The sequence below is a fragment of the Phaeobacter italicus genome, assembly GCF_001258055.1.
Lineage (GTDB): Bacteria > Pseudomonadota > Alphaproteobacteria > Rhodobacterales > Rhodobacteraceae > Phaeobacter > Phaeobacter italicus.
The window spans coordinates 670,279-686,043 of record NZ_CVRM01000011.1 but is presented as its reverse complement, the minus strand read 5'-3'; the positions used below and the strand labels follow the sequence as shown (position 1 = coordinate 686,043).

The window sequence follows — 15,765 nt, the reverse complement described above, 5'->3', positions numbered from 1 at the left end:
CTTGGCGCACAGCTCTTTTGCATAGCAGACTTACATTTCGCAATTTCGTTGACAACGGGGCATCTGCGCAGAAGACTTCACGTCATATGGCCCGCGCGGCGGGTGTTTGCACAGGGAAATGCCAATGCACGCCATGCTCTCGATCACGCCCGGAGGCCCGGAAACACTGGAGTGGGCGGAGGCCCAAACGCCAGAATCTGGCCCCTCGCAGATACTGGTCGCGATCCGCGCCGCAGGTGTGAACTACCCTGACACACTGATGATCCGTGACCTCTACCAGTTCAAACCACCGCGCCCGTTTGCCCCTGGCGGGGAAATCGCAGGTGTGGTGGTCAGCACCGGCCCAGAGGTCACCGATTTTGCCGTTGGCGATCGCGTCATGGCGCTGAGCGGCCATGGTGGATTTGCAACGCATATCTGTATCGACGCCGCAGATGCGCTGCGTATCCCGGATGCGATGCCAGACACCGATGCCGCGGCGTTCGTTTTCACCTATGGCACCTCGTACCACGCGTTGATGGAACGCGGGGTGTTGCGTTCTGGCGAAACCGTTCTGATCCTTGGCGCCGCCGGTGGGGTCGGCACCGCCGCCATCCAAATCGCCAAAGCGGTCGGCGCCCGTGTGATCGCGGCGGTCTCAGATGCGGGCAAGGCAGAGGTCTGCAAGGCCCTTGGCGCCGACGATACGGTGATTTACGGACGCAACCCAGACAAGGAAGAGCAGATCTCTTTCTCACGTAATATCAAGGCCCTGGCCGGGAAAGCTGGCGTCGATGTCATCTATGACGCGGTGGGGGGCTCTTATGCTGAACCCGCGCTGCGCGCCATCGCCTGGCAGGGGCGATATCTGGTTGTCGGCTTTCCGGCCGGCATTCCCAAGATCCCGCTCAATCTGCCACTTTTGAAGGGGTGCCAGATTGTAGGTGTGTTCTGGGGCGCCGCGGTGGAGCGTGATCCAAAGGGCCATCAGGCCAACATGCAGGCGCTGTTCGATCTATACGCAAGTGGGCAGGTCAAACCCCTGATCCACGCGACCCACCCGATGAAAGACGCAGCAAAAGTGTTGGAAGAGATGCAAAACAGGCAGGTCATGGGCAAGGTGGTCATGGTAAACGATCAGTAAGCCCCCCCCTTCATTACGGTCGGATTGCGCACTGCGCGCTTGCAAAGATAGTAGAAATACTTATCAATATGAGGGTATTACGTGAGGAAACGAAGGGAGCCGTCATCGGCTTCACCGTCAACTCATCATAAAACCAACCGCCGCGACCAAAGACAGCGCTCCTGATCCGGTCACAGGCAATGTCACCAGAGCAGGACCACAAAATGCATAAGATCCTCGTCATGAATGGTCCGAACCTGAACCTTCTTGGCACGCGCCAGCCAGAGGTCTACGGCAGCGAGACCCTCACGATGGTCGAAGAGCGCTGCGTTGCCTACGGCAAGCAGGTCGGCATGGAGGTCACCTGCATGCAGTCCAACCACGAAGGTGTGCTCCTTGATGCCATTCACGCGGCGAAAGGCGTCTATGACGCGGTGATCCTTAACGCCGGTGCTTACACCCATACGTCGATCGCCCTGATGGATGCGATCTACTCCGTCGAGCTGCCCGTGGTCGAAGTTCATCTCTCCAACATCCACGCACGCGAGTCCTTTCGCCATACGTCCTATATTTCAAAAGCGGCGTTGGGGCAGATCTGCGGCTTTGGCTCGCAGGGCTATCTTATGGCGCTGGATGCGCTCAGGGCACATCTCAATCCCGCGACATACGGATGAAACTGCGCGCCTACCTCGATTTTATCTGTGCGGCCAAAACCCTTGAGGAGCTTTGGCTCGAACATGTGCGCCAAATGGGCGACTATAAATTCGACAAGCTTCTCTACGGCTATACCCGCCAAAAAACTAAGACCTCTCTGGGCGATCCTGAGGATTTCGTCATCCTGTCCAACCATTGCAGCGAATACGTCGAAGGGTTCGTGAATTCCGGGCTTTATTTCGACGCCCCGATGCTGCATTGGGCGCTGGAAAACGACGGCCCCGGAAGCTGGACCCTCGTGCAGGACCAAATCAGCAATGGCGGGCTCTCAGAGAGTGCGCAGAAGGTGCTGGAATTCAATGCAAAACATGGTGTTACCGCCGGCTACACGGTGAGCTTCAACTCCTCCTCCGACCGCTTCAAGGGGGCGATTTCGCTCGCTGCCTGCGATGGGCTCAACCAGGATGATGTCGAGGACATCTGGCGCGAACACGGCCGCGATATCACCTTGATGAACAACATGGCCCATCTCAAGATCCTGACCCTGCCCTATCAGCCTCCCAATCGCAGCCTGACCCGCCGTCAGCGCGAAGCGTTGCAATGGGTTGGGGATGGCAAGACGACCCAGGACATTGCCGTTTTGATGGGGCTGACCACAGCAACGGTCGAAAAGCACCTCCGCCTCGCACGCGAGGCCCTGTCGGTGGAAACCACCGCCCACGCGGTCCTCAAGGCAGCGCTGCACAACCAGATGTACACTATGGAAAACGAGTGAGTTTTCTTTAGGGCGTGCAATACCGGCGTAATTATCAATAGTTTTACCGCACCAATTCGTTTGCGAAAATTTGAATTGGTATGGAATTCATGACTTCCATCCCGCCCAATTTATAGGCATACTTAACATGTTCCGTGAGTGGGGCTTTGGCCTGGGACTGCAGGGTATGATCCTTGGAATTGCAAGGCGCTCAGACCTGTCCGGTGGCTACGTCTATTCTTCGACGCAAGTGCCGGCATGATTTTGGGGCTCTTATCCGTTTGGGTAAGGGCCCTTTTTCGTATCCACCTTCTTAGTATCCACCTTTTGTGTCTCGCGGCCGGATCTCTCAGCCGAATTTCTCAGGCGCACATCACACATGAAAAAGGCCGGTGATCCCGCGGATCACCGGCCCCATCAAAACATAAGTCGAAAAGACTTAGCCCTGAGCAGCTTTTGCCACTTCAGCAGCGAAGTCTTCTTTTTCGACTTCGATGCCTTCGCCGACTTCCAGACGCACGAAACCGGTGATGGTTGCGCCTGCTTCTTTTGCAGCCGCTTCAACGGTCAGGTCCGGGTTCACAACGAACTGCTGGTTCAGCAGGGTGGATTCAGCAACGAACTTCTTCATGCGGCCAACGATCATCTTTTCGATGACCTGCTCAGGCTTGCCGGACTCGCGCGCGATGTCCATCTGAACCTGCTTTTCTTTCTCGACGACAGATGCGTCCAGATCAGCTTCGGACAGAGCGGCAGGGTTCACAGCTGCGATGTGCATTGCGATCTGCTTGCCGATGGCTTCGTCGCCACCTTCCATTGCAACGAGAACACCGATCTTGCCCATGCCTGCGGTTGCAGCATTGTGGACGTAGGACACAACGTTGGTGCCTTCGATCGACGCCATGCGACGGACGGACATGTTTTCGCCGATGGTGGCGATTTTGTCGGTGATGGTTGCTTCGACGGTCTTGCCGCCCAGGTCAGCCGCTTTCAGCGCGTCAACGTCGTCAACAGACAGAGCTGCTTTTGCAATGCTGGACACCATTTCCTGGAAGTCCGCGTTTTTCGCAACGAAGTCGGTTTCGGAGTTCACTTCAACAGCAACACCTTTGCCGCCTTCGACGACAACTGCGACCAGACCTTCAGCCGCGGTACGGCCAGATTTCTTGGCTGCTTTTGCGAGACCCTTGGTGCGCAGCCAGTCAACAGCGGCTTCCATGTTGCCGTCGTTTTCGACCAGTGCTTTTTTCGCGTCCATCATGCCTGCGCCGGTGGATTCGCGCAGTTCTTTCACCATTGCTGCAGTGATTGCCATCTTAGGCTCTCCTCAAGTCAAATACGGTTTGGGGCAGGTCTACCCTGCCCCTCATGTCAAATCGATGACACGAAGATCAGGCGTCGGCTTCAGCCGCAACAGCCTCTTCTTCCGGCGCTTCTTCCAGAGCACCCAGGTCAACGCCTGCAGCACCCAGCTGGGCGGTCATGCCGTCCAGAGCGGCGCGAGCGACCAGATCACAGTACAGCGCGATTGCGCGTGCCGCGTCGTCGTTGCCGGGGATGATGTAGTCAACGCCCTCGGGGGAGCAGTTGGTGTCAACAACAGCCACAACCGGGATACCCAGTTTGTTGGCTTCTGCGATGGCCAGCGCTTCTTTTTTCACGTCGATGACGAACAGCAGATCCGGAACACCGCCCATTTCGCTGATACCACCCAGAGACGCTTGCAGCTTCTCCTGGTCACGCTCCATGCCCAGACGCTCTTTCTTGGTCAGGCCTTCGGCGCCGGATGCCATGCGCTCGTCGATGTCTTTCAGACGCTGGATCGACTGGGAAACGGTTTTCCAGTTGGTCAGCGTGCCGCCCAGCCAGCGGTGGTTCATGAAGTACTGAGCGGATTTCTCAGCGGCTTCTGCGATCGGTCCAGCTGCCTGGCGCTTGGTGCCAACGAACAGAACGCGGCCGCCTTTTGCAACGGTGTCACGGACAGCGGTCAGAGCCTGGTCCAGCATGGGAACGGTTTGGGTCAGGTCCATGATGTGGATGCCGTTGCGCGCACCGTAGATGAAAGGTGCCATGCGCGGGTTCCAGCGCTGGGTTTGGTGACCAAAGTGTACGCCTGCTTCAAGCAGCTGACGCATGGTGAACTCGGGAAGAGCCATGTATCTTTTCCTTTTCCGGTTTCGTGCCTTGGCGGGGGTCTCAGAGCGGATGCTCCAACCGGCGGTCTACCGGGGATGTCTCCCCCGGACAGGCCAATCCCCACCTGCGGATTGAATGGCGCGCGTATAAGTCAGCTGGGAGAGATGCGCAAGGCCTAAAAGGACCAAGCTGACCCAGACCCACCATTTGGTGGGAAATCAGGGCTGACGTTCGGCCCAAATCGCCTCATGTCCCTTGCGGACCGCCCCCTCACAGGCCGCCGCCAATGCCTTGCGGTCTGCAAAATCAGCAACCTTCAACGCAGGGTGATAGGTCAGAACCACCCGACCCTGCCGCGGCGACGCCAAGGTCTGCAGCAAATGGCTGGCAAAATCCATGTCTCCCCACCAGCCATAGAAATTCCGATCGCCCCCCTTGGGCGGCAGGAATACCACCGATACTGGCTGGACCGAGATCTCATCCCGCAGGGTGGGATGAAAGAACGCCGCAAACAAAGTGGTCTTGAATGGCAGCACCCGCAGCCCGTCGGTCGATGTCCCTTCCGGGAAAAACAGCAACTTGTGGCCAGCCATCAGGCGCTGCTGAAACAGCACGGTCTGGTTGCGGGCCTCGCGGGCGTCACGTTTGATAAAAACGGTCCCCGTCGCTCGTGCAAGCCATCCGATGCCGGGCCAATTGGCCACCTCTGCCTTTGAAACGAAATAGATCCGTTTGCGCGCGTTCAGGGCAAAGATATCAAGCCAGGACGTATGGTTCGCGACCACTGCGCCCCGCTCTGCCATCAGCTTGCCCCTTGTCTCAAACCCCATTCCCAGAATGCGGAACGCATTGCGGCAGACAAACTGTGTGATGAAGGGCGTCACTGGCCTGTGCAGCCCGAAAACCGGCCGCTCTACCAGACGTATCAGCAGCAGAACCAATAGGCCGCCAAACACCAACATTCCCAGGGCCAGCCCGCGCACCCCCACCAGGACCCACCCCAAGGCCGTTATCCGCGGCGCGTCGGGGGTTTGTTCGTCGTTCCAGGTGCTCATGCGGAGTTTCGCCCACCCTCATAAATCCGACGCTGGCGCTCGTTCATCTTGGCGGTATCAAGAACCAGACAGACATCCGTGGTGTTAAAGGCGTGGTCGACATAAGCGCCATCCCCCACAACCCCACCAAGACGCAGATACGCCTTTATCAAGGCAGGCGTGTCCAGCATCGCCTTGCGCCGATCAACGGCCTCCTTGGGCATCAGATCCATTGCTTGGTATGTTTTTGCGACCGGACGCAGCTCTTCTGGGGCCAGGTGGTTGTGATGCAGCATCGACAGCGCATCAGAGAGCGGTCCCACGTCTGTGCCGTGAAAACTGGCAACGCCAAACAGGACTTCGATGTCATGGGCTGCGACATATTCCGCAAGAGCCGACCAAAGGTGGAACATCGCCATGCCGCCGCGATATTCGGGGTGAAGACAGGATCGCCCCAGTTCCAACAGCTTGCGACCGGACTGAACAAGGGCCGACAGATCATATTCATCGGCTGAGTAGAACTGCCCCGCCTGCGCGGCCTGATCCGATCGCAGAACCCGGTAAACACCCACGACCTCTGCGCGTTTCAAATCCCGCAGCAAGAGATGGTCACAGTAGGGATCGAACCGATCCCGCTCTAGCCCGGCCTGATGGTCAACCATCTCTCCGCTGCCACCCAGCTCGCGCACAAAAACTGCGTAGCGCAACGCCTGAGCTGCGCGCAGGTCGTCGTCAGTTCTGGCCAAGGTGACCTGAAATTGAGGGGATTGCGTTGACATAAAACCGCCCAAAGCTGATTTGCCTTGCGCGCAGCTAGCCGATAAGGCAGGCCATGTGCAAGTTTGGTTCAAATTTTCGATAGCTTGTTAACCGTTCATAAATGCTTATGACGGATCAAAGACTGGAATAAGGGCCACCTGGGCGCTGTTGAACACCACTTTTCCCTGATCGGGGAAATTGACGGTGATCCTGCCGCCTGCGTTCGATTGCACCTGTCCCTTGCCCCATTCGGGGTGGTTTGGATGGGTCACAAGCATTCCAGGGGCAAGTATGGCGTTGAGGTCGTTCATGCGTGAAGGCCCAATTCGGAGGAAAGATATGTCTGTAGATAACGCTAATCTCGCGGCTTTGGTAGGGTCGCGCATCTGCCACGACCTGATCAGCCCGATCGGCGCGATCAACAACGGATTGGAGCTGCTTGGAATGTCCGGCGACATGTCCGGTCCCGAGCTGGAACTGATCTCTGACAGCGTGGCGAATGCAAACGCCAGGATCCGGTTTTTCCGCATCGCCTTTGGCGCGGCCAGCGAACAGCAGATCAGCCGGGCCGAGGTGGTTTCCGTGCTCGAGGACATCTCCAAGGGTGGCCGTTTGAAATACCAATGGACACCGCAGGAACCCGCAACCCGCGCTGAGGTGCGTCTGGCGCTTTTGGCTGGTCTTTGCCTTGAAACCGGACTGCCCTACGGCGGCAACGTCAATATCCTCTGCGCAGATGGCAAATGGACCGTCATTGGCGAGGGGAGCAAGTTGAACATCGATGACGAACTTTGGGCCCGTGTAAGTGGTGGCAGCTCATCTGCAACAGTGACACCCGCGCTGGTCCAGTTTGCTATGCTGCCGGAGGCCGCGCGCGACTTGGGCCGCACAGTTCGGGTGGAACAGACGCTTGAACGTGTGACCATTCACTTCTGACGCTTCACGAAACTGGAAAAAATCAAGGCGCCGCAATCTCTTGCGACGCCTTTTTCATGTTCATCCGTTGCGTGGTGTTAGGCCCGTACGGCGCCGTTGCCACGCACAAGATACTTAAAACTGGTCAGTTGTGCCGCACCAACAGGCCCGCGCGCATGCATTTTGCCAGTTGCGATCCCGATCTCTGCACCCATGCCAAATTCCCCGCCATCTGCGAACTGGGTTGAGGCATTGTGCATCAGGATGGCACTGTCCAGCTCGGCAAAGAACTGTTCTACCGCGCGACCGTCCTCGGTGATGATGCAGTCGGTGTGCTGCGAGTGATGGGTTCGGATGTGGGCAATCGCATCATCAATGCTGTCCACCTGCTTGGCCGCGATGATGGAATCCAGGTATTCCCGCCCCCAATCATCCGCATTTGCAGCGACCATTCCGTCGGGCCCCGGCAGGCCACTTTCGGCGCGAATTTCGACCCCGGCTGCCGCGAGCGCTGCCAGCACCTCTGCACCGAGCGTCGCTGCAATTTCGCGATGGATCAGGAGACATTCGGCAGCACCACAAATCCCGGTGCGGCGGGTCTTTGCGTTCAGCACGACATCCAGCGCCTTTTGCGGATCTGCAGCCTTGTCGAGGTAGATATGCACAATCCCCTCCAAATGCGCAAAGACCGGCACACGGGCTTCACGCTGGACGAGACCAACCAACCCCTTGCCACCACGGGGCACAATCACATCCACCGTGTCCGTCATGGTCAGCAGGCACTGCACCGCTGCACGGTCCCGCGTTGGCACCAGTTGCACTGCATCCTCCGGCAGATCCGCCGCGCGCAGCCCTTCGACGAGACAGCGGTGAATGGCCTGGCTGGAGTGAAAGCTCTCTGACCCGCCCCGCAAGATCACCGCGTTGCCCGATTTCAGGCACAGCGCGCCGGCATCGGCGGTCACGTTCGGTCGGCTTTCGTAGATCACACCAATAACGCCAAGCGGTGTACGCACCCGCTGAATGTTCAGACCAGAGGGCTGCGTCCATTCCGCCAGCACCTCGCCAACAGGATCAGCTTGAGCTCCAACCGCACGCAGACCCGCGACGATGCCGCCAATGCGCTCTTCATCCAGGGCAAGGCGATCCATCATTGCGGGCGACAGGCCCTTGTTGCGGCCAAATTCCAGATCCTTGGCGTTCTCCGCCATAATGTCCGCGCGGTTGGCCCAAACAGCATCTGCTGCGGCATTCAGTGCTTTTTCTTTGCAATCTGCGGATGCTGTAGCCAGTTTTGCAGCCGCCTGCTTTGCACGTTTGCCGATGTCGGCCATCAACGCGGCAATATCTTGTGCGTCAGTCATTCTTAGAAACCCTTGTTGGACCCAATTCGCCACCGTCGGTGGTCAGGCTGGGACAGCCCTATCACGGAAACCGCTCACAGCGCCATATCATCGCGATGGATGACAGCCGCGCGCCCGGCATAGCCCAGAATTGCCTCGATCTCGCTCGACTGGCAGCCCCGGATGGCAGCGGCCTCTTCCGACGTATACCGGCTGAGCCCCTGCCCCAATTTCCGCCCGTCTGGGCCCAGGATGGCCAGCGGATCACCGCGGCCAAAGTCTCCTTCGATATGCAAAATACCAGCAGGCAAAAGGCTGTTGCCGTTCAGCAGCGCCTTTGCAGCGCCGGCATCAACAGCCAATACGCCACGCGTTTTCATTGCCGCGATCCAGCGTTTGCGGGCAAGATGGGGATCGTCCTGCGCTGTGAACCATGTGCACGCAGCACCGTTTTCCAGCATTTTCAGAGGGTTATCAGGCGAACCTTCTGTGATTGCCATAGCGCAGCCAGCCGCCGTCGCCATCTTGGCTGCCAGCAGCTTGGTGATCATGCCCCCTTTGGACAGCCCGGAAACACCATCCCCGGCCATTGCCTCAATCTCAGGCGTGATCACATCAATCTGGTCATAGCGGCGGGCGCTGGGATCCAGAACCGGATTGGCGGTGTAGAACCCATCAACATCCGACAACAGGATCAACGCATCTGCGCCGACCGTCACCGCGACCTGCGCGGCCAGGCGGTCGTTGTCGCCATAGCGAATTTCATCGGTCGCGATGGTGTCGTTTTCGTTGACGATGGGCACGACGCCCAGTCCAATCAGCGTCTCAAGTGTTGCGCGCGAATTGAGATACCGGCGCCGGTTTTCGCTGTCTTCCAGCGTAACAAGAACCTGCGCGGTCGTGATGTCATGCGGGGCCAGAGCCTCTTCGTAAGCGCGGGCAAGCCGGATCTGGCCCACCGCAGCCGCGGCCTGCGATTGTTCAAGCGGCAGATCCTGCGACGGCAGACCAAGGGCGCCGCGCCCCAGCGCGATAGAGCCCGACGAAACAAGGATCACATCCTTGCCCATCCCCTTGAGCCACGCCACGTCCTCGGCCAATGCATGCAGCCAAGACGCCCGCAATGTGCCGGTTGACCGGTCGACCAAAAGGGCCGAGCCGATCTTTACGACAACGCGTTTCGCATCGCTCAGGGTTGCCAAGAGCCCTGCTCCTCCTGAGGTTTCTGACGCAGACGATCCTCGTCGATCTCGGTCCGCATCGCCCGCAGAACCTCGTTCAGCCCTTCACGGCTCACGCCCGACATCATGAAGACTGGGCCGCCAACTGCGGCTTCCAGCTCTGCTTTTGCGGCGGCGCGCTCTTCGTCATCAAGGCTGTCCACCTTGTTCAGCGCGGTAATGCGCGGCTTGTCAGCCAGCTCCCCGCCGTAGGCTTCCAGCTCGTTGATGATGGTCTCGTAATCCTCGGCAACGGTATCCGATGTGCCATCAACCAGATGCAAGAGCACAGCGCAGCGTTCCACATGACCAAGGAAACGGTCGCCGATACCACGCCCCTCATGGGCGCCGGCAATCAGGCCGGGAATGTCGGCAACCACAAATTCAACGCCATCAATGCCGACAACGCCAAGGTTGGGGTGCAGCGTGGTAAAGGGATAGTCAGCGATCTTTGGCCGCGCGTTGGAGGTCGCAGACAGGAACGTGGATTTGCCTGCGTTCGGCAGACCCAAAAGGCCCACATCCGCGATCAGCTTCAGCCGCAGCCAAATGGTGCGATCGATGCCTTCCTGACCGGGGTTTGCACGCCGCGGCGCCTGGTTGGTCGCGCTTTTGAAATGCAGGTTGCCAAAGCCGCCGTTGCCACCCTTGGCCAACAGAAAACGCTCGCCAACCTCGGTCAGGTCCGCCAGTACGGTTTCCTGATCTTCGTCCATGATTTCTGTGCCGACAGGAACCCGCAGAACGATGTCATCGCCATCCTTGCCGGTGCGCTGACGGCCCATGCCGGACTGGCCGTTTTTGGCAAAGAAATGCTGCTGGTAACGGAAGTCGATGAGGGTATTGAGCCCCTCAGTCACCTCAACCCAGACAGATCCACCCCGGCCGCCGTCGCCACCATCGGGACCACCGTATTCCATAAACTTTTCGCGGCGAAAGCTGACGCAGCCGTTCCCGCCCGAACCGGAGCGAATGTAGACTTTGGCCAGATCGAGGAATTTCATGTCAGCTCCTTGCTGATGATCCTACCGCTGTACGGCAGGGTGATTTGGGGCTGGCCCAAACTTGGGCCGGTTGCCCCGACTTAACGCAAACGCTGCGGCGCGCCAATCAGAGTTTTCGGCTGTAGGTCCAGGTTGGAACCGTGGCATCGCGCGCAACGGAGTATGTTTCGGCATCACCGAGGTATTCAAACCCGCAATGCGTCAGCACGCGCGCTGCGGCCGGGTTGTCCTGAAAGGCCGTCGCAAACAGCGTGCTGCAATTCTGTGGGTTGGTTTCGACAAGTGTCTGCAACGCCGCCGAAGCCAGGCCGTTGTTCCAAAACACCGGAGCGATCCAATAGCCAACCTCGCTTTGGTCACGGTCCAGCCGTTTGAGGCTGATGATGCCCTTCAGCTCTTCACCACCTTCGGACGTGCTGTCGATGGCCCAGACATCCTCTTCACGGGTGGGATCCATCGCGCGTGTCACAAAGGCCTCGATCGCTCCGGGCGGGAGCGGATGGGGAATGGCGCTGGTCATCCGAGCCACGCGTTCGTCGCTGACGTAATGCGCAATCAGCCCCTCATCGGATTTGCGCAGCGGGCGTAGCACAAAGCGACCGGCATCAATGACCTTCTGTTCCATAACACTCTCATCCAAACTCATGTCCTCGCTCCTCTCGAAGACGACCAAAGGCGCGCCAGAAACGATCCAATGCCGCGCAGATAACACGGTGCCATTGATATCTCGTTAGGCAAATTCGCCAAATACGGGTCAAAACAAAAAAGGGACCGGCGGTATCGCCGATCCCCTGATTTTCATCCACCTTGCGGGTCGGCTTATTCAGCGGCCTCCGCCACTGGCAGAACCGATACGAAAGTGCGGCCTTTCAGGCCTTTGTGGAAGGTGACTGCACCATCGGTGGTCGCAAAGATGGTGTGATCTTTGCCCAGACCAACGCCTTCGCCCGGCCAGAACTTGGTGCCGCGCTGACGAATGATGATGTTGCCTGCGATGGCCGCCTGGCCACCGTACAGTTTCACGCCAAGGCGGCGACCAGCTGAGTCGCGACCGTTACGGGAGGAACCGCCAGCTTTTTTATGTGCCATTCTGTCTCTCCTTAGCCTTTAGCCAGTTCTTTGGCTTGCTCAACCCACTCGGGCTTCACTTTGATGCCTTCGATACCAGCAATGTCTGCTTCAGACAAGGCTGCGATCTGGGCGAAGGTGGTCAGACCAGCTTCTTCCAGCTTCTTGGCAGCAGCCGGACCAACACCGTTCAGGTCGGTCAGTTTGTCGCCAGCAGCAGGTGCTGCTTTAGCTGCAGGAGCGGCTTTGCCAGCTGCCGGAGCAGCGCCTTGGCCGGATGCAGCTTTTACGCCGGATTTGTCAGCGCCGGATGCCAGGATCTCGGTGATCTTGACCAGAGTCAGCTTCTGACGGTGACCTTTGGTGCGCTTGGAGGAGTGCTTACGACGGCGCTTCACAAAGTGAATGACCTTCTCGCCTTTGATCTGATCGACAACTTCGGCCTGAACCGCAGCACCGTCAACAAAAGGCGCACCCACAACCGGTGCATCACCACCGAGCATCAGAATGTCGTTGAACTGGATTGTTTCGCCAGCATCAGCAGCCAGTTTTTCAACACGCAGCAGGTCGCCGGGTTGAACTTTGTACTGCTTGCCGCCGGTTTTGAGGACCGCAAACATATGCGTCTTTCCTTTTCTACCCGCGTCCTACGGTCCCTTTCGCATCAGATGCGTCCAGTGTTTCGGCCCAGGGCCACCTCGAACAGCGCGCCCCCCTCGGGGCGTATGACAAATAAACCCCGGCACAGAGATTCCGGGCCGGGATGCGGGCTTATGCGGTGATCGTGTGGATAAGTCAACCCGTTTTCGGCGGCAATTGCGCCACCACGGTGATGGCGTCAGATCACAGATCCTGCGCGGGCTGCAGATCCTGCAGACGATAGGCCAAAGCCTCAAATCGGTTGGCCGTAATCTCATACTGGACCGCATTCAGCAGCGCATAAACCTGTTGCATCAGCGGATGCTCCAACGCGTCAATGTACTGGTCAAGCTCGGCATCGCTGAAACCCTGGTAGGTATAGGCGCTTGCGGCCATGTTTGCAGCCTGCATCGCCATGCGTGTTGCCCCCTCCTGATCGGCCATGAACGCACGCAAGCCATCGCCATCCAGCTGCAGGTCAATGACCCCCGCAGCGCTGGCCGCCATGAGAAAGCGGAACTGGATTTCCTGCAGCGCCTTCACACCGGCATCAGCGGCATCAATCGCCTCTCCCATCCGCTGAAACAACTGTGGTCTGCTGCTGCCATCGGCCACAAGATCGCTGATGATCCGCATCCCTGCCTGCTGTTTGGCGTCATCATCTTCAACCCGGTGCGAGGCGTTCTCTGCGGCAACCAGCCGCGCGCCCAGGGGACTGGCATAGAAATCCGCAGCATGAGCCAGCGCCTCTTCTGCCAGGGTCTCCTCCAGAATGGTGATCGCCGTTTCGCGCATCTCATCGCGGTCAAAGACATCCTGCGACAGACGCACCCAGGCGGAACCAAAGGCGCCGGCATCAATCCCCAGCATATCCGGCGCAAGCTCTGCCGAATGGGCAATACTATCAAGTGCCACGTCGAACCCGGTCGTTTCGAGAAAGGCAATCACCTTTGCCCGATCCGCTGCCTGTGCAGCAACGGCTGAGAAAAAGAATGCAAGAACAAGGGCTAGCGCCCCTACTCCCTGGATTAGGCGGGTTCGAGAAGCATAGGTCATACCAGAAACCTAAGCGTTTTCGCCCCCGAGACAATCAAAATTGAAAATTCCCGCCAAAAGCGCGAATTCCCCCCTTGCGCCCCTGCTCAATCCTCTTTAAACGCGCTCTCACCCCCCGCGGAGAGGTGCCGGAGTGGTCGAACGGGGCGGTCTCGAAAACCGTTGTCCCTTCACGGGGACCCAGGGTTCGAATCCCTGTCTCTCCGCCATTTTTCCTCAGATTGAGAATGACCGCCACCGGACGTGCCCGTGCCGTCGCGATCGTAATCGCGGACAGGCTGCTGCCGGGCTCGATGTCGACCTCCCCCAGCGCGCGGTCAGAAATTACCTAAAAAGGCCGATCTCGCCCCTACCCTCGCGGATCAAGCCCTGCCTAAGCACGGCTCTCTTGATACACCGCCTCCAACAGCCCCTCGAAATCGCGGGTCCATGTCTGGGTATCAAACAGCGGCAGCTGGTCTCTTTCCTCCTTGAGTTGGCGTTTGATCCGGGAAAGACGCTCCGGATCCTTGGCGAGCGCGGCTGCTAATTGAACATATTCAGCCACAGACGTGACAGACAGCTCGGCCAAATTTGCAGCATGCAGAATGCTGGTGGCGACGCGGGCGGCGAACTGCTCTCCACATAATGTGAGGATTGGCACCCCGCACCAGATCGCATCCGAAGCGGTGGTATGGGCGTTGTAGCTGAAACAATCCAGACAAAGGTCGACCTGAGAGATCCGGTCCAAGTGGTCTTTCTGGGGCAGCGGTCCCGTCAGGATCACACGATCAGGGGCAACCCCTGCGGCCTTGACCTTGGCAATCAACCTGTCTTTCAGATCAAGATTGCTGAGATAGAACAACAAAACAGAGTTAGGCGCGGCCTTCAGGATCTCCATCCAGGTTGCAAACTCCCGCGGACCGATCTTGTAGATGTTGTTGAACGTCGCAAAGACAAACCGATCCTGCGGAATGCCGAAACGGTCACGCATATTCGTGTCTGCAGGGCTGTAGCGCGGATTGGTGTTGGGTTGATAGCACTGCGGCATCCGCAGAATGCGTTCGCTATAGCAGTGCTCCGCCTCTGGCGGGATGGTGATGGGGTCGGCAACCATGAAATCCATGTCGGCCATCCCCGAGGTGCCGGGAAAGCCCAGAAATGACACCTGCACTGGCGCCGCGCGGTGGGCAAAAATCTCCGGTCGGGACTGAAACGTGTCTCCCTTCAGATCAACCGCAATGTCGATCTGATCGCGCCGCGCAACCTCAGCAATCTGCCCCGCAGAAATGGCCGAGATGTCCCGGTAGGTGTCAGCGATCTCCTGTACCAGCTGCTGATAGCCGCCCTCTCGCGGGGCCAGATCGTAGACAAAGAACTCAAACCGGTCACGATCATGGGCACGCAACGCGCCCTCGAACAGATGCATGGTCGGGTGATCGTAAATATCCGCTGAAAAATAGCCAACCCGGATCCTGTCGCTGGGTGGATGGGGGCGCAGGTCAATTTGGCGGCTCACAGGCGCAGCAAGTCGAGCGTTCGCCAGTTGCAACTCTGGGTCGTCGATCAGCGTCAGCAATGTCAGAGATGCGAATTTGTGCTGGTGGGACAGCTGGCGCTGCAGGGTCGCGGTTTCCTGTTCCGCATCAGTCCAGGCAAGAAACTGTCGCCTGAGCCGCAAGATAAGCGGCAAGGCAATTGCATTGTTCTCATCCACCTCAAGCGCATATTCGAGGACCTCAAGCGCCTCCTTCTCAAGCCCGCCATCCCTGAGCCGCGAGCCAAGCGCCGCGATGAACACGGAATTATGTGGCGCCAGAGACAGCGCCTTTTGCTGCCAGCCAATCGCCTCACGGATACGCGCCGGATCAGAGGCCACGATTTCGGCCAGATAGTGATAGCTGATTGCCGTTTCCCCCTCGCTTTGAAGGGATTGGCGCATCAGCGCCTCTGCAGAGGGAAACTCAGCACTGCGCATCATCGCGACGGCATGGGTGTAGAGCGGGCAATTGACCCCGTTTGGAAAGGCGACAGTCACAGCGAGCTCCTTTGCGGACAGATCGCTTCAATCTTTCGGAAATTTCTTAAGATCCGCTTAG

Annotated in this window: 17 protein-coding genes and 1 tRNA gene; 5 read left to right on the top strand and 13 right to left on the bottom strand. The window is 58.4% G+C overall.

Annotated features, from left to right (window positions below; all coding sequences use genetic code 11):
* Positions 1-124: 124 nt before the first annotated feature.
* From NIT7645_RS06495 to NIT7645_RS06485, 3 genes are all read left to right on the top strand, one after another.
* Positions 125-1,123, top strand: a complete 999-nt coding sequence (locus NIT7645_RS06495; RefSeq protein ID WP_050686370.1) for an NADPH:quinone oxidoreductase family protein — start codon at positions 125-127, stop codon at positions 1,121-1,123.
* 203 nt (positions 1,124-1,326) lie between these two features.
* Positions 1,327-1,776, top strand: a complete 450-nt coding sequence (aroQ, locus tag NIT7645_RS06490; protein ID WP_050686462.1) for a type II 3-dehydroquinate dehydratase — start codon at positions 1,327-1,329, stop codon at positions 1,774-1,776.
* Entirely contained in the window at positions 1,773-2,531 is a 759-nt protein-coding gene (locus NIT7645_RS06485; protein WP_008561551.1) for a LuxR family transcriptional regulator, read from the top strand. The genes aroQ and NIT7645_RS06485 overlap by 4 nt, the downstream gene beginning before the upstream one ends.
* 418 nt (positions 2,532-2,949) lie before the next feature.
* Here NIT7645_RS06485 and tsf read toward each other — a convergent pair whose 3' ends face one another.
* The 5 genes from tsf to NIT7645_RS06460 form a co-directional block, all read right to left on the bottom strand.
* Positions 2,950-3,825: a translation elongation factor Ts gene (gene tsf / locus NIT7645_RS06480; protein ID WP_008561467.1), complete on the bottom strand. Its 876-nt coding sequence runs from the start codon at positions 3,823-3,825 to the stop codon at positions 2,950-2,952.
* A 76-nt stretch (positions 3,826-3,901) separates the two neighbouring features.
* Complete coding sequence (gene rpsB / locus NIT7645_RS06475) at positions 3,902-4,669, bottom strand: 30S ribosomal protein S2 (protein ID WP_050686368.1); 768 nt, start codon at positions 4,667-4,669, stop codon at positions 3,902-3,904.
* 198 nt (positions 4,670-4,867) lie between these two features.
* Positions 4,868-5,704, bottom strand: coding sequence for a lyso-ornithine lipid O-acyltransferase (olsA, locus tag NIT7645_RS06470; RefSeq protein WP_008560646.1), 837 nt, complete (start codon positions 5,702-5,704; stop codon positions 4,868-4,870).
* On the bottom strand, positions 5,701-6,462 hold the full coding sequence (gene olsB, locus NIT7645_RS06465; RefSeq protein WP_050686365.1) for an L-ornithine N(alpha)-acyltransferase: 762 nt from the start codon (positions 6,460-6,462) through the stop codon (positions 5,701-5,703). The genes olsA and olsB overlap by 4 nt, the downstream gene beginning before the upstream one ends.
* A gap of 105 nt (positions 6,463-6,567) precedes the next feature.
* The gene (locus tag NIT7645_RS06460) at positions 6,568-6,753 is read right to left on the bottom strand and encodes a DUF3553 domain-containing protein (protein ID WP_008561317.1); all 186 of its coding nucleotides are present in this window, start codon (positions 6,751-6,753) and stop codon (positions 6,568-6,570) included.
* Between the two features lie 28 nt (positions 6,754-6,781).
* Between NIT7645_RS06460 and NIT7645_RS06455 the strand changes: the two genes are divergently transcribed.
* On the top strand, positions 6,782-7,378 hold the full coding sequence (locus tag NIT7645_RS06455; protein ID WP_008562428.1) for a histidine phosphotransferase family protein: 597 nt from the start codon (positions 6,782-6,784) through the stop codon (positions 7,376-7,378).
* A 77-nt stretch (positions 7,379-7,455) separates the two neighbouring features.
* On the opposite strand, the gene NIT7645_RS06450 is transcribed toward NIT7645_RS06455, so the two are convergent.
* The 7 genes from NIT7645_RS06450 to NIT7645_RS06420 form a co-directional block, all read right to left on the bottom strand.
* Positions 7,456-8,721, bottom strand: a complete 1,266-nt coding sequence (locus NIT7645_RS06450) for a glutamate-5-semialdehyde dehydrogenase (protein WP_008562223.1) — start codon at positions 8,719-8,721, stop codon at positions 7,456-7,458.
* Between the two features lie 74 nt (positions 8,722-8,795).
* Positions 8,796-9,902: a glutamate 5-kinase gene (proB, locus tag NIT7645_RS06445; protein ID WP_008559711.1), complete on the bottom strand. Its 1,107-nt coding sequence runs from the start codon at positions 9,900-9,902 to the stop codon at positions 8,796-8,798.
* Complete coding sequence (obgE, locus tag NIT7645_RS06440) at positions 9,890-10,924, bottom strand: GTPase ObgE (protein ID WP_008562209.1); 1,035 nt, start codon at positions 10,922-10,924, stop codon at positions 9,890-9,892. The genes proB and obgE overlap by 13 nt, the downstream gene beginning before the upstream one ends.
* Positions 10,925-11,030: 106 nt before the next feature.
* Positions 11,031-11,570 (bottom strand): GNAT family N-acetyltransferase, encoded by a 540-nt coding sequence (locus NIT7645_RS06435; protein WP_037302379.1) that lies wholly within the window; start codon positions 11,568-11,570, stop codon positions 11,031-11,033.
* Between the two features lie 173 nt (positions 11,571-11,743).
* Positions 11,744-12,013, bottom strand: coding sequence for a 50S ribosomal protein L27 (rpmA, locus tag NIT7645_RS06430; protein WP_008561540.1), 270 nt, complete (start codon positions 12,011-12,013; stop codon positions 11,744-11,746).
* An 11-nt stretch (positions 12,014-12,024) separates the two neighbouring features.
* Positions 12,025-12,612, bottom strand: a complete 588-nt coding sequence (locus tag NIT7645_RS06425) for a 50S ribosomal protein L21 (RefSeq protein ID WP_008562449.1) — start codon at positions 12,610-12,612, stop codon at positions 12,025-12,027.
* Positions 12,613-12,835: 223 nt separating this feature from the next.
* Complete coding sequence (locus tag NIT7645_RS06420) at positions 12,836-13,687, bottom strand: DUF2059 domain-containing protein (protein ID WP_008559135.1); 852 nt, start codon at positions 13,685-13,687, stop codon at positions 12,836-12,838.
* Positions 13,688-13,806: 119 nt separating this feature from the next.
* Between NIT7645_RS06420 and NIT7645_RS06415 the strand changes: the two genes are divergently transcribed.
* A tRNA-Ser gene (locus NIT7645_RS06415) sits at positions 13,807-13,896 on the top strand.
* 164 nt (positions 13,897-14,060) lie between these two features.
* Here the strand turns inward: NIT7645_RS06415 and NIT7645_RS06410 are convergent.
* Positions 14,061-15,704, bottom strand: a complete 1,644-nt coding sequence (locus tag NIT7645_RS06410) for an O-linked N-acetylglucosamine transferase, SPINDLY family protein (RefSeq protein ID WP_050686363.1) — start codon at positions 15,702-15,704, stop codon at positions 14,061-14,063.
* Positions 15,705-15,765 lie beyond the last annotated feature (61 nt).

What these genes read in the sequence shown, in the direction of transcription:
- NIT7645_RS06495 (WP_050686370.1), top strand. Translation starts at nt 125, where the DNA reads ATGCACGCCATGCTCTCGATCACGCCCGGAGGCCCGGAAACACTGGAG.
- aroQ (WP_050686462.1), top strand. Translation starts at nt 1,327, where the DNA reads ATGCATAAGATCCTCGTCATGAATGGTCCGAACCTGAACCTTCTTGGC.
- NIT7645_RS06485 (WP_008561551.1), top strand. Translation starts at nt 1,773, where the DNA reads ATGAAACTGCGCGCCTACCTCGATTTTATCTGTGCGGCCAAAACCCTT.
- tsf (WP_008561467.1), bottom strand. Translation starts at nt 3,825, where the DNA reads ATGGCAATCACTGCAGCAATGGTGAAAGAACTGCGCGAATCCACCGGC.
- rpsB (WP_050686368.1), bottom strand. Translation starts at nt 4,669, where the DNA reads ATGGCTCTTCCCGAGTTCACCATGCGTCAGCTGCTTGAAGCAGGCGTA.
- olsA (WP_008560646.1), bottom strand. Translation starts at nt 5,704, where the DNA reads ATGAGCACCTGGAACGACGAACAAACCCCCGACGCGCCGCGGATAACG.
- olsB (WP_050686365.1), bottom strand. Translation starts at nt 6,462, where the DNA reads ATGTCAACGCAATCCCCTCAATTTCAGGTCACCTTGGCCAGAACTGAC.
- NIT7645_RS06460 (WP_008561317.1), bottom strand. Translation starts at nt 6,753, where the DNA reads ATGAACGACCTCAACGCCATACTTGCCCCTGGAATGCTTGTGACCCAT.
- NIT7645_RS06455 (WP_008562428.1), top strand. Translation starts at nt 6,782, where the DNA reads ATGTCTGTAGATAACGCTAATCTCGCGGCTTTGGTAGGGTCGCGCATC.
- NIT7645_RS06450 (WP_008562223.1), bottom strand. Translation starts at nt 8,721, where the DNA reads ATGACTGACGCACAAGATATTGCCGCGTTGATGGCCGACATCGGCAAA.
- obgE (WP_008562209.1), bottom strand. Translation starts at nt 10,924, where the DNA reads ATGAAATTCCTCGATCTGGCCAAAGTCTACATTCGCTCCGGTTCGGGC.
- NIT7645_RS06435 (WP_037302379.1), bottom strand. Translation starts at nt 11,570, where the DNA reads ATGAGTTTGGATGAGAGTGTTATGGAACAGAAGGTCATTGATGCCGGT.
- rpmA (WP_008561540.1), bottom strand. Translation starts at nt 12,013, where the DNA reads ATGGCACATAAAAAAGCTGGCGGTTCCTCCCGTAACGGTCGCGACTCA.
- NIT7645_RS06425 (WP_008562449.1), bottom strand. Translation starts at nt 12,612, where the DNA reads ATGTTTGCGGTCCTCAAAACCGGCGGCAAGCAGTACAAAGTTCAACCC.
- NIT7645_RS06420 (WP_008559135.1), bottom strand. Translation starts at nt 13,687, where the DNA reads ATGACCTATGCTTCTCGAACCCGCCTAATCCAGGGAGTAGGGGCGCTA.